We start from the raw sequence: 12,458 nt of genomic DNA on the forward strand, positions 1-12,458 counted from the left end.
AGACGTTGCTCGGCGGCGGCGAAATCAAGGCTGCTGAACGTAAGTGGAATCCGAACGTTAAGTTGAACAACATCGAAATTATCGAAAAGACGACAGGTAAGAAGATTGACCTCGTTGATAACGAACAAGTCTTGCCCATGTCCAAAAAACGTGCGGAAAAATACGAAGGACAATAATCCTTCCGGAGACAGATATGGCTGAACGCGAACTTAAGTACATGTCCAGTGAATGCATGTACGAAGGAGTAATTGTCGAACTTCATGACGGTAGCGTCGGCATTGATTTGAAGGGCCGTTTGGGCCATTTAAAAGTGCCGAAGCGTATGGTTATTTCCGAATACGATTTGAAACTCGGGCAGGAAGTGGGATTTCTCATGTCCTACCCGGAAGTATTCAATGAAGAGCCGGCGGACCATTACGTAAAAGCTATTGAATACAGAGACAAGCTTCTCAAAGAAGCGGCTGACAAAAAGAGCTCCGAAAGTAAATAGAGAGGAGAAACATTGTTATGAGTTTAACAGTATTTGAAGGCTTGCAGTCCGAGATTTATGTGCCTATTACACCTAAATCCATCTTCACGCCTGTAACAAAACCCTTAAGCGAAATGGTTATCGCATTGGCTTCGGCTTGCGGTGCTCATCTCAAAACCGACAAACGTTTTAATCTTGCAGGGGACACGACCTATCGTGAAATCCCGGACAACACTCCGACGGACGATTTGATGATCTCCCACGGCGGTTACGATAACAGTGATGCCAATCGTGACATCAACTGCATGTTCCCGCTCGATCGTCTCCATGAATTGGCTAAAGCCGGTTTCATTAAAGGTACGGCTCCGACCCACTTCGGTTTCATGGGCGGTGGCGGTGACCAGACCGCTTTCCATGATAAGACGGGCCCGGCAATTGCTCAAAAGCTTAAAGACGAAAACGTTGACGGCGTTATCTTAACAGCCGGGTGAGGCACTTGCCATAGAACTGCCGTGATCGTGCAGAGAGCAATTGAAGAAATCGGTATTCCGACTATTATCATCGCAGCACTTCCGCCTGTCGTTCGTCAGAACGGTACGCCTCGTGCTACGGCTCCTATCGTTCCGATGGGTGCTAATGCCGGTGAACCTCACAACATCGAAATGCAAACAGGTATCGTCAAGGATACGCTTCAAGCCTTGGAAGACATTGAAACTCCGGGTAAGATCGTTCCCTTGCCGTACGAATATGTAGCTCAGATTTAATATCGGTTGAAGCGACATTACTTTGAAAAAGCAGGTGACAAACATGCATGGAGAACCGTTGAAGATAAAAGTGTTTCATATGAAAGAAGTCCTTATGGGCGATACTTTCAAATTGGAGCCGGATCGTCTTACGATTCCGAAAACCTTTGACCACGCATGCGAATTGATTGATCAGCTGAAGATTCAAGTGTTACCGCCGCGTCAACATGATGTAGAAACCAACACCATCATGGATGTGATTCCCATATCCACGAAGGTGTTGGGCCCCTTAGGGGCCGGTATTACACATACCTTGACGGGTGCATACGTTGTCGTATGCGGCGCCATTATAGACGGGGAGCAACTCCATGAGTTCGGCTCGTCTGAAGGTATTTTGCGTGACAACATGAAGTTGAATAAACCCGGTACGCCGGGAGATGATGATTATATAATCCTTATAGATGCTTATGTGAAAAAAGGCACACCTTTTGACAGACAAACGTGTATGAAAGTCTTCGAATTGGTTGATAATTTCATTCAGGAAATTCGCAATCAGTTAAAGGTCTTAGACGGAAGAAGTGCCGCAGAATCACATACGTATGAGGAAAACTATCATCCCGGAAAGCCTAAGGTCGCCATTATTAAGGAAGTGGCAGGCCAAGGGGCTATGTATGATACTCTTGTATTTCCTCTTGAACCGAGCGGATTTAAGGGCGGCGTTTCCATTATCGACATGGAAAATATGCCCGTTCTTTTGTCGCCTAACGAATATCGTGACGGCGCTATTCGTGCAATGGATTAAGGAAAAGGAGCTGAGAGTATAATGGGTATCGGACCGTCAACAAAAGAAACGTCCAAACACTACTTTAAAGATCCTTTAATAGATGTATTTGCCAGCGACCCGGAAATTGATTTTCGCGGTGTCGTTATTGTCGGTACACCGCAGGACAATCGCATGAAACATTTGGTCGGACAGCGTGCGGCCGTATGGCTTAAAGCCATGGGATGCGACGGTGCGGTTATCTCCGCCGACGGCTGGGGAAACTCGGATGTCGACTTTGCCAATACGATGGAACAGGTCGGTGATCGGGGGATTACCATTGTCGGCGTGAAATTTATCGGCAAGCAGGCAAAGTTTGTAGTTGAAAATAAGTATACCGACCAGGTGCTTGATATGAATAAATCCGTTGAAGGCATTGAAACGGAAGTAGTGGGGGAAAACGCGGTAGATCGGATTGACGCAATAAAGGCCTTAGCTGCAATCAAATTAGTGATGCGTAAGGAAAATAAATTTTAATTAAGGGAGGTTGAGCAATTTGAAGTATTCAAGAATGCTTACGGCCATCGACTCTCATACGGCGGGCGAAGCAGCTCGCTTGATTATCGGCGGGATTACGAAATTCCCCGGTAAGACAATGGCAGAAAAGAAGATTTACTTGGAAGAACACGAAGATAACCTTCGTAAAGCAGTAATGCTTGAAGCAAGAGGTCATCAGGATATGTTCGGTGCATTCATTTGCGAACCTGTTCATGAAGAAGCCGATTACGGTATTATTTTTATGGATTCCGGCGGATATTTGAACATGTGCGGTCATAACACGATTGCTGCTATGACGGCTGCAGTAGAATGCGGTTGGGTACATGTAAAACCGGGTGATCGCGAAGTTCCCGTTGTTCAGGATGCTCCTGCAGGCATTATTCGCGGCCATGTTCATTTGAAGGATGACTATGTTGTCGATTCCGTTTCCTTCGATAACGTTGAATCCTTCTTGTACAAAGAAAATGTGGAAGTAGACGTTCCCGAATTGGGTAAAAAGATTCATTGCGATATTTCCTTCGGCGGCAGCTTCTTTGCCATCTTGCCGGCTACGGAAGTGGATCTCGATATTTGCCCTGAAAATGCAAGTAAATTCTCTAAAATCGGCTTAATTATTCGTGATGCTATTAACAAACAAGTGGAAGTACAGCATCCGACTCTCGACCACATTAAGACGGTAGACCTCGTAGAATTCTACGGTCCGGCTAAGAGCCCCGATGCAACGTATCAGAACGTTGTAGTATTCGGTGAAGGTTCCGTAGACCGTTCTCCCTGCGGCACGGGCACCAGTGCTAAAGTAGCTACGCTCCACGCAAAAGGGGAACTTAAAGTGGGCGAACACATTATTTATGAAAGCATCTTGGGCACGAAGTTCAAAGGTGAAGTTTTGGAAGAAACGACGATTGCCGGCCGTAAAGCGATTATTCCCAGAATTACAGGTTCCGCTTATATTAACGGCTTCAACACATTCCTCGTTGATCCGGATGACCCCTTGAAACACGGCTTCATTCTCGGATAATAGGGAGGAATTATTATGGTAGTCAACGCATTACTCGGCTTGTTGGGTATTCTGTTCATTTATTACATTATTTACTATGTTCGTGATTTGGCAGCCAACAAGGGTAATTGGGGCGAAGGCAATGTGCCTATCAATCTTTTTATCGGCTTCATTACGAACTTCCTCGATACGTTGGGTATCGGTTCTTATGCGACAACGACGATGTTACTCGGTGTTACGAAACAGTTGAAGAGCGATAAGCTTCTTCCCGGTACATTGAATGTTGCCGATACGATCCCCGTTTTGATCGAAGCCTTCCTCTTTATTTCAGTTGTAGAAGTAGAACCGGTTACGTTGTTCTCCTTGATCATTGCGGCTATTGTAGGCGCTGTTATCGGCGGCAAAATCGTTCCGAATCTTTCGGAAAAGAAGGTACAGACCTATTTGGGTATTGCCCTCTTGATTACGGCTCTGCTCATGCTCGGTAAACAGCTCGGCCTCATGGCGTTCCTCGGTACGGGCAACACGGCTATGGGATTGGAAGGCGTAAAGCTTATCGTGGCTATTGTTTTGAACCTCATCTTCGGTGCTCTTATGACTATCGGTTGCGGTTTGTATGCACCTTGCATGGCTATGGTTTACCTGCTCGGTTTGAATCCTATCGTGGCTTTCCCTGTAATGATGGGTTCTTGTGCAGCATTGATGCCTGTTGCATCTAAGGAATTTATTGTTGCCGGCTCGTATGCTCGTAAAGTCAGCGTTCTCATCGCAGTCAGCGGTGTTGTCGGCGTTATCATTGCCGCTAAATTGGTTCAGAGCATGGATCTCAACTTGCTTACATGGCTCGTTATCATCGTTGTTATTTACACGGCCTTCATGTATATCCGTAAGGGCCTCAAAAATACGAGCGAAGCAGCCTAAGTCTGTAAGTAACCCGTATTGTGTGAATATGCCTTACGGTATGACGTACAATACGTAAATTTAAGATGATAAAAAACCCGATTTCCTTTATAATAGGAGTCGGGTTTTTTTATTTATCTGACAGATGCAAAGGAGTTACTTATGGCAAATATTGTTATCGGTACGGCCGGCCATGTTGACCACGGAAAAACGACATTGATTAAGGCCTTGACGGGCATTGAAACGGATACGACGAAAGAAGAAAAAAAGCGGGGCATGTCCATTAATTTGGGCTTTGCCTATCTTGATTTGCCGCGCGGTCATCGTGTAGGTATTGTAGATGTACCGGGGCATGAAAAATTTATAAAAAATATGGTGGCCGGTCTGCCCGGAATCAACCTGGTTCTTTTGGTCATTGATGCCGGTGAGGGCGTTATGCCGCAAACGCGGGAGCATATTGATATCTTAACCCTCTTAGGCGTGCGAAATTTTCTGATTGTTCTTACAAAGGTAGATACGGTTGATGAAGAGTTGTTGGAATTGGCTGTTGACGATATTCGCGAACAGCTGGCAGGTACTCCTCTTGAACATGCGGATATTGTAAAAACGGATGCTGTGAGCGGCAAGGGGATCCCGGAACTTCTCAAGAAAATTGAAGAGTGTGCCGATAAGGCACAGGATGAACGAGAAGACGGCAGTGCTCGTTTGAATGTAGACCGTGTGTTTTCCGTAAAAGGATTCGGCACGGTTGTTACCGGTACCTTATTGGACGGAACCTTAAGTGCCGGTGACGAATTGACCGTTTATCCGAGTCTTAAAAAGACTCGTGTTCGTAATATTCAGGTTCATGAACAGGATGTAAAAAAGGTCACGTCACATCACCGTACGGCTTTGAACCTGGCAGGGCTTACGACAGATGAGATTGAAAGAGGCGATGTCTTGTCCGCATCGGATCAATTAAAGCCTACGTGGATGCTCGATGTGAAAGTCACCTGCTTAAAGCATGCCGTAGCTCCCATTACCCTTTGGGATCGGGTACGTCTTCTTATAGGAACGCGTGAAGTAATGGCTCGGGCCGTTCCTATCGGCACGGATTCCATTCAACCCGGGGAAGAGGGATTTTTGCAGTTGCGCTTGGAAACGGAGCAGGTAGTCGTTAAAGAACGGGACCGCTTCATTATCAGAACCTATTCGCCCATGCATACCATTGCAGGCGGGGAAGTTCTGGATGCGGCTCCTAAGAAACACAGACGCTTTCGTGCTGAAGTTTTGGAAAGTTTAAAGACTAAGGAAGAGGGAAATATTGCCGACATTATTGAAGATTTCCTAAGACATAAGCGGCAGTATTTTACGACGGTTAGAGAGATTGCCGAATATACGGGCCTGTCACAGGAACAGGCACAAGGGGAAGTAGACGGGTTAGTTCAGGCCGGGAAAATCATGAAAACCGCTTCTTCCTATATTCATGCAGACGTATACAAGCAAATTAAGGGACAGGCCGTTCAAATCTTGCTGGCCTATCATCAAAAGTTTCCGTTGCGCATAGGTATGTCAGCCGAAGAATTCCGGTCACGCCTGCATCAGAAAAGTAACGGCGAAGTAACGGAAAAAGATATATCCGCCTTAGTTAAGTTACTCATTTCCGACGGGGCGTGCAAGGAAAAGGGAAATCTTATCAGTGCGGCCAATTTTGAAGTCAAGTTTACGGATAAGCAGGCGGCGCTAAGAGATAAAATCGAGGCTATCGTTGAAAAGAGCGGATACACGCCTATGAAAAAAGGCGAGTTCTATACTCTTGATAAAGAGGCTGAAAGCGTTGTCGAAGCCATGTGCGGTACAAGTGTCGTTCAATTAACGCCTGAGTACGTCATTCATAAAAAAATATATGAAAAAGCCGTAAAGGCTATTTACGATTATATTACGGAGCACGGCCAAATGACGTTGGGGGACTTTCGGGATATAACCGATTCGAGTCGGAAATCGTCCATGCTTATTTTAGAATATACCGATAGTCTTGAAATTACGAAGAGAGTAGAAAACTATAGAGTTCTCGGATCCTACTGGCAAAAGAAATAAGTGTGAACTTTAAATAAAAATGGACGAGAGATTTGTCATATAAAAAAGTTTTTTTGCAATATAACTTTTTAAATGTGAAATACTGTACATAATCTAATAAATATAGTATGATTAATCAAAGTCATTTATCAGTCTTCGTGTTGTAGTATAAGTATTGATAAGTGATTTATACTATGTGCATATATGAACAAATATGTGTATGCTAATTGAAAGGGAAGAAGGTATAGTGTCATGTCCATTAAAAAAATCGGTTTATGGGATTTGGTATTCATGAACGTATCGGCTCTGTTCGGTATTCGTTGGATTGCCAAATCGACGGCCTCCAGTTTCGGTCTCGGGTTGGGCGCCATTCCCGCATGGGTAGTTTTTGCATTCATCTTCTTCGTACCCTGTGCTTTGGTATGTGCCGAACTGGCATCTACTTATCCTCGTGACGGAGGTATGTATGAATGGGTAAAAGAAGCGTACGGTGAAAAGTACGGGTTTATGGTATCGTGGTTGAACTGGACTGCTAAAATTCTTTGGTATACGTCCTTTTTAACCTTCCTTACCGTCAATGTGGCATTTGCCGTAAATATGCCGGAACTTTCGGAAAACAAGCCGTTTGTACTCATCGTATCTCTGGCTGTATTCTGGGTTCTCTCCTTTATTTGTACGAAGGGCATGTCGTTCGGTAAAATTTTTACCAATGTCGGGGCTCTGGGGTCTACCGTACCGGCCATCCTTTTGATTGTCATGGCTTTCGGAGCCCTTATCTTCGGTGGTCGTGAATCGGTATCGCAGTATACGATTGAAACGCTTACTCCCGTTCTTAACTGGGATACATTAGGTGCTATTTCGACAGTTATGTTTGCGTATGAAGGAGCGGAAGTAACGGCTAACTTCGTAACGGAAATGGAAAATCCGAAACGTGATTTTCCGCGAGCTATCGTTATTGCCGCCGCTATCGTAGCCGGCCTGTATGTTCTCGGGTCCGTGGCTATTACTACGATTTTACCGACCGACCAGATTACGGCATCTCAGGGTATTCTCGTCAGCTTGGCAACTATTTCCGCATACTTCGGATTAGGGCCTTGGTTTATGCAGTTGGTAGCCTTGGGTATTTCTATCTCCGTATTCGGTGCCATTATCCTGTATATCGGTTCGCCTATTAAGATGTTGTTCGGCAGCGTTCGTAAGGGGATTTTCCCCGAATCGTTGACGCAGACGAACAGCCATAACATTCCTGAAAAAGCCGTTTATTTACAGGCTGTCATTGTTACGGTTATCATCTTGGGTACGCAGTTTATTCCGACAGTAGACGCTATTTATAATGTATTGGTCACCATGACGGCCTTAACGGCACTTTTCCCGTATGTACTCTTATTCATGGCATACATTAAATTGCGTAAAACTCGTCCCGACGAAGAACGTCCGTATGAAGTTTCTAAAAATGTCAACACGGCCGTGTCCGTTGCAGGTCTTTTGATGGGATTGACCGTCTTGGGCGTTATTTTGTCCGCATCACCTGTCATGAAGACCTTTGAAGACAATGTCATTTATGAAGCGGAAATGATTTTGGGTGCAATCTTTATTATTGTCGTCGGTTTGGGAATTTGGAATCGTTTCGTTAAACGGACGGGTTTTAAAGAATAAAATCTAAATACATAGTCGTTAAGTCCAGTTAAGGAGGGGGTTTATAATGCATCAGGAACGCGTAAATAAGGTGCTTGATTTAATGGCACAAAAAAATTTAACACAAATGATTATATCCGATCCTTCGGCCATATTCTATTTAACCGGTACATGGATTCAACCGGGTGAACGGTTATTAGCTCTGTATTTGACTCAAACGGGAAAGCATAAATTATTTGTTAATGAATTGTTCCCCTTTGCCGATGCTATTCAGTGCGATAAGGTATGGCTTAATGATAATATGGACGGAATCGGGGTTTTAACCGAATATGTGGAAAAAGATAAACCCGTAGCTATTGATAAAAACTGGCCGGCCCGATTCCTTATCGGTTTGATTGACAAGAAGGCGGGCAGTGCCTTTGTCAACGGATCGGAAATCGTCGATCGCGTACGGATGGTCAAGGACGCTGAAGAAATTAAACTCATGCGTGAAGCCTCCCGGTTAAATGACTTGGCTATCGGCAGAGTGATCGAATTGATGAAAGAAGACTATGACGAAGTGGAAATGGAACGTAAGCTTTCGGAAATTTGGGAAGAACTCGGCGCCGACGGGCATTCATTTGAACCTATTATCGGCTACGGTGCCAATGCGGCCGACCCGCATCATTCCATTACCAAAGGGGCACACAAGAAGCCGGGTGACAGCATTGTCATCGATATGGGGTGCCTGTATAAATCGTATTGTTCCGACATGACACGTACAGTCTTCTATAGATCCGTATCCGATGAAGGTCGTAAGGTTTATGAAATTACGCGTGATGCGAACTTAAAAGCCATTGACAAGGTAAAACCGGGTGTAACCTTTGCCGAACTGGACGCAGCTGCCAGAGATTACATTACGGACCACGGCTACGGAAAATATTTTACACACCGTCTCGGACATTCCATCGGTATCGATATTCACGAACCGGGAGATGTATCGGCCGCCAATACGGAACAGGTAGTTCCCGGCCGTATTTTCTCTATTGAACCGGGCATTTATTTACCGGGAAACTTAGGGGTTCGCGTTGAAGATTTGGTGCTCGTTACAGAAGACGGTTGCGAAGTGCTGAACCATTTCACAAAGGACTTGATTGTTGTAGAGTAGTGAAGTATCACATGATAAAAGCATACCGTGTGTTTATACGGTATGCTTTTTCTGTTCTAAATGAGTACACATTTAAATGAATAAAAAGGTTCTTAAAACTTGTAATATGTCATACAGATATTGTATTCTGTTTAAGGGTCATTCATAGTATTATTATAATTTTTTTGATACATGAACTTATTTTTGAATGTATAAATAGGGAAGGCCTAACTTTTATGAAAGAAGGGTTACATATGGCAAGTAAGAAAATCGGTTTATGGGATCTGGTATTTATGAATATCTCTGCACTTTTCGGTATTCGCTGGATCGCTAAATCGACAGCTTCCGGTTTCGGACTGGGGTTAGGCGCTATTCCTTCATGGGTAGTATTTGCATTTATATTTTTCGTTCCCTGCGCATTGATTTGTGCCGAATTGGCATCTACCTATCCTCGTGACGACGGCCTTGACGGCTCTTTTCCCGTATGTTCTTCTGTTCATGTCGTACATTCGTCTTCGTAAGACTCGTCCGAACGAAGAGCGTCCCTTTGAAATGTCGAATAATAACGGGACGGCCGTAACGATAGCTTCGGTGGTACTGGGTGTTACGATTCTCGGTATCATCTGCTCGGCGGCTCCTGTTATGCCGACATTTGAAGATAATCTGATTTATGAAGCTGAAATGATTTTCGGCGCAGTTGTAGTTATCGGTGTAGGCCTCGGTCTTTGGAACCGTTTTGTAAAACGTACGGGCTTCAAAGAGTAAGACATATACAGGTTATCCGGTCAGGTAACCGTAAAAGAAGATTCCTATGAGGACTTCTAATTATGAAGGAGGGGTTTTACTATGCATCAAAATCGAGTTAACAAGGTACTTCAATTAATGGCGGAACAAAATTTAACGCAAATGCTCGTTTCCGATCCTTGTGCTATCTTTTATTTAACCGGCACCTGGATTCATCCGGGCGAACGGTTGTTAACCCTGTATTTAACGCAGTCCGGAAAACATAAGCTGTTTGTTAATGAGTTGTTCCCCTTTGCCGAAGCCGTTCAATGCGACAAGGTTTGGCTTAACGATAATATGGACGGAATCGGAGTCTTGACCGATTATATTGAAAAGGATAAGCCCGTAGCCGTTGATAAAAACTGGCCGTCTCGCTTCCTCATCGGCCTTATGGATCGTCATGCAGGCAGTGCTTTTGTAAACGGTTCGGAAATTATCGACCGCGTACGTATGGTCAAAGATGCGGAAGAGCTGGAAATTATGCGTGAAGCATCTAAGCTTTGCGATATCGGCTGCCAAAAGATGATTGACCTGGTTAAAGAAGACTATGACGAAGAAACGATGGGTAAAAAACTCGGAGAAATCTGGGAAAGCCTCGGAGCTTCGGGCCATTCCTTTGATCCTATCGTTGCTTACGGTCCTAATGGTGCCGATCCTCATCATACAACGGAAAGAGGAGTTCATAAGAAACCGGGTGACAGTGTTGTTATCGACATCGGTTGCGTCTATAATTCTTATTGCTCCGATATGACGAGAACCGTATTCTACAAATCCGCTTCAGCGGAACAAAAGAAAGTTTATGAAATTGTTCGTGATGCCAACTTAAAGGCTATCGATAAGGTAAAACCGGGCGTAACCTTTGCTGAATTGGATGCAGCGGCACGCGATTACATTACGGAAAAAGGTTACGGAAAATACTTTACTCATCGACTCGGTCATTCCATCGGCTTGGAAGACCATGAAGTCGGTGATGTTTCAGCTGTAAATACGGACGTAGTAGTGCCGGGTCGAGTATTTTCCATTGAGCCGGGTGTTTATCTGCCGGGGAATTTCGGTGTACGCGTAGAAGATCTGGTTATTGCAACGGAAGACGGTTGCGAAGTATTGAATCACGTAAGCAAAGATTTGACTATTGTTGAATAGTATATAATACAAGATGCCGCACTTCAGTGCGGCATCTTGTATAAGAAGGAGAAGGGCAGATGCTGCTGTTACAAAGAGAAGATATAGAACGCGTTTTTTCTATGAAAGATGCCATTGAGGCTGATAAAGAGGCTTTTGCCTTGGCTTCGGCCCAAAAGGCGGTCATGCCGTTACGAACTACTTTGTCCGCAACGGACGGTACCTTTTTATTCATGCCTTCTTATGCAGAAGAATTAAAGTACGGAGCCTTAAAAACAGTAAACGTGTTTCCCGGAAACGGTGAAAAAGATATTCCCGTTACGCAGGGACTGATTACCTTAATGGACGGAGAAACAGGGGCTTTTGCAGCTGTATTGGACGGCACATATGTGACGGCCCTGAGAACGGGGGCTTCGGCCGGAGCGGTCTTTGATTTATTTGCGCGTAAAGACGCTTCCGTAGGAGCGCTTATCGGTACGGGAGGGCAAGCTCAGGCACAATTGGAAGCCATGATTTGCAACCGTAATTTAAAGGAAGTGCGTGTCTTCAGCAGAAGAGAAGAAAAGAGAATCGCTTTTGCAAAGCGTATGAACGATTTGTACGGAAGTGATTCTCTGCGCATTACTCCTGCCACCTCGGCCGATGAAGCCGTCACGGGTGCGGATGTAATCACTGCGGCTACTACGTCAACGACGCCCGTTATTAAAGGAGATTGCGTAAAAGCCGGTGCCGTCGTATGCGGCGTAGGTTCGTACACGCCGCATATGGTTGAGCTCGACGTAACCTTATTAAAAAAGGCGGCAAGAATTTATGTGGATTCAAAAGAAGCCGTCTGGGCTGAGGCCGGTGATTTCCTGATTCCTGAGAAAACGGGTGAATTTTCCCGCTCTGACATTACCGGCGAAGTAGGCGATGTAATTAACGGTATTGTCAAAGGACGGGAGCATGAAGGCGACATTATTGTTTTTAAAAGTGTCGGTATCGGTGCACAGGATTTGGTGACGGCAGCTCGTATTTATGAAAAAGCCAAGGCCGCACAAGTAGGTACACAATGGTAATAATTCATACTGACCTTACTGTTGTCAAAGTAAGGTCAGTATGATACTATGTAATAAGTTGTTTGGGGGGGGATGGGTTCTGGTGTGCCCTCCGGTCTTCAAAACCGGCATGAGGAGTTAGGAGCTTCTTAGGTGGGTTCGATTCCCACACCTTCCCGCCAAATAAATAGCAAGGCCGAGCTTAGGCTCGGCCTTTTTAATTGCCCCTTTGTTGTTAGGCATTCGGGGCTGTGCTATAATTAACCTTATTTA

General features: G+C 44.9%; 13 protein-coding genes and 1 tRNA gene. All 14 read left to right on the forward strand.

From position 1 onward, the window contains the following. Nucleotides 1-193 precede the first annotated feature (193 nt). The 14 genes from PGX78_RS03080 (at nt 194) to PGX78_RS03145 (ending at nt 12,367) form a co-directional block, all read left to right on the forward strand. Nucleotides 194-490: a CBO2463/CBO2479 domain-containing protein gene (locus PGX78_RS03080; RefSeq protein WP_006942610.1), complete on the forward strand. Its 297-nt coding sequence runs from the start codon at nt 194-196 to the stop codon at nt 488-490. A 17-nt stretch (nt 491-507) separates the two neighbouring features. Further along, on the forward strand, nt 508-1,233 hold the full coding sequence (gene prdB / locus PGX78_RS03085; protein WP_270445345.1) for a D-proline reductase (dithiol) protein PrdB: 726 nt from the start codon (nt 508-510) through the stop codon (nt 1,231-1,233). Between the two features lie 43 nt (nt 1,234-1,276). After that, nucleotides 1,277-2,014 (forward strand): proline reductase cluster protein PrdD, encoded by a 738-nt coding sequence (gene prdD / locus PGX78_RS03090; protein ID WP_270445346.1) that lies wholly within the window; start codon nt 1,277-1,279, stop codon nt 2,012-2,014. A gap of 21 nt (nt 2,015-2,035) precedes the next feature. Continuing rightward, a complete protein-coding gene (locus PGX78_RS03095) occupies nt 2,036-2,509 on the forward strand; it encodes a glycine/sarcosine/betaine reductase component B subunit (RefSeq protein WP_006942607.1) in 474 nt (157 codons plus the stop codon). A 19-nt stretch (nt 2,510-2,528) separates the two neighbouring features. Then, nucleotides 2,529-3,548 (forward strand): proline racemase family protein, encoded by a 1,020-nt coding sequence (locus PGX78_RS03100; protein WP_270445347.1) that lies wholly within the window; start codon nt 2,529-2,531, stop codon nt 3,546-3,548. 15 nt (nt 3,549-3,563) lie between these two features. Beyond that, nucleotides 3,564-4,448, forward strand: coding sequence for a sulfite exporter TauE/SafE family protein (locus PGX78_RS03105; protein ID WP_270445348.1), 885 nt, complete (start codon nt 3,564-3,566; stop codon nt 4,446-4,448). A 141-nt stretch (nt 4,449-4,589) separates the two neighbouring features. After that, a complete protein-coding gene (selB, locus tag PGX78_RS03110) occupies nt 4,590-6,503 on the forward strand; it encodes a selenocysteine-specific translation elongation factor (protein ID WP_270445349.1) in 1,914 nt (637 codons plus the stop codon). 231 nt (nt 6,504-6,734) lie between these two features. Beyond that, on the forward strand, nt 6,735-8,138 hold the full coding sequence (locus PGX78_RS03115; RefSeq protein WP_270445350.1) for an APC family permease: 1,404 nt from the start codon (nt 6,735-6,737) through the stop codon (nt 8,136-8,138). Between the two features lie 46 nt (nt 8,139-8,184). After that, nucleotides 8,185-9,264, forward strand: coding sequence for a M24 family metallopeptidase (locus tag PGX78_RS03120; protein WP_270445351.1), 1,080 nt, complete (start codon nt 8,185-8,187; stop codon nt 9,262-9,264). Nucleotides 9,265-9,497: 233 nt separating this feature from the next. Next, nucleotides 9,498-9,764, forward strand: coding sequence for an amino acid permease (locus tag PGX78_RS03125; protein WP_270445352.1), 267 nt, complete (start codon nt 9,498-9,500; stop codon nt 9,762-9,764). After that, a complete protein-coding gene (locus PGX78_RS03130) occupies nt 9,742-10,008 on the forward strand; it encodes a hypothetical protein (protein ID WP_270445353.1) in 267 nt (88 codons plus the stop codon). Before PGX78_RS03125 ends, PGX78_RS03130 begins: the two co-directional genes overlap by 23 nt. Before the next feature lie 81 nt (nt 10,009-10,089). Further along, entirely contained in the window at nt 10,090-11,169 is a 1,080-nt protein-coding gene (locus PGX78_RS03135) for a M24 family metallopeptidase (RefSeq protein WP_270445354.1), read from the forward strand. A gap of 59 nt (nt 11,170-11,228) precedes the next feature. After that, a complete protein-coding gene (locus tag PGX78_RS03140) occupies nt 11,229-12,206 on the forward strand; it encodes an ornithine cyclodeaminase family protein (protein WP_270445355.1) in 978 nt (325 codons plus the stop codon). Nucleotides 12,207-12,270: 64 nt separating this feature from the next. Next, nucleotides 12,271-12,367 (forward strand) — tRNA-Sec (locus tag PGX78_RS03145). The last annotated feature ends 91 nt before the right edge of the window (nt 12,368-12,458 follow it).

This window comes from Megasphaera sp. AF13-6AC (assembly GCF_027685385.1).
Lineage (GTDB): Bacteria > Bacillota > Negativicutes > Veillonellales > Megasphaeraceae > Megasphaera > Megasphaera micronuciformis.

Excerpts from the sequence above, each read along its gene's own strand:
- PGX78_RS03080 (WP_006942610.1), top strand. The coding sequence starts at position 194 with ATGGCTGAACGCGAACTTAAGTACATGTCCAGTGAATGCATGTACGAA.
- prdD (WP_270445346.1), top strand. The coding sequence starts at position 1,277 with ATGCATGGAGAACCGTTGAAGATAAAAGTGTTTCATATGAAAGAAGTC.
- PGX78_RS03095 (WP_006942607.1), top strand. The coding sequence starts at position 2,036 with ATGGGTATCGGACCGTCAACAAAAGAAACGTCCAAACACTACTTTAAA.
- PGX78_RS03105 (WP_270445348.1), top strand. The coding sequence starts at position 3,564 with ATGGTAGTCAACGCATTACTCGGCTTGTTGGGTATTCTGTTCATTTAT.
- selB (WP_270445349.1), top strand. The coding sequence starts at position 4,590 with ATGGCAAATATTGTTATCGGTACGGCCGGCCATGTTGACCACGGAAAA.
- PGX78_RS03115 (WP_270445350.1), top strand. The coding sequence starts at position 6,735 with ATGTCCATTAAAAAAATCGGTTTATGGGATTTGGTATTCATGAACGTA.
- PGX78_RS03120 (WP_270445351.1), top strand. The coding sequence starts at position 8,185 with ATGCATCAGGAACGCGTAAATAAGGTGCTTGATTTAATGGCACAAAAA.
- PGX78_RS03125 (WP_270445352.1), top strand. The coding sequence starts at position 9,498 with ATGGCAAGTAAGAAAATCGGTTTATGGGATCTGGTATTTATGAATATC.
- PGX78_RS03130 (WP_270445353.1), top strand. The coding sequence starts at position 9,742 with ATGTCGTACATTCGTCTTCGTAAGACTCGTCCGAACGAAGAGCGTCCC.
- PGX78_RS03135 (WP_270445354.1), top strand. The coding sequence starts at position 10,090 with ATGCATCAAAATCGAGTTAACAAGGTACTTCAATTAATGGCGGAACAA.
- PGX78_RS03140 (WP_270445355.1), top strand. The coding sequence starts at position 11,229 with ATGCTGCTGTTACAAAGAGAAGATATAGAACGCGTTTTTTCTATGAAA.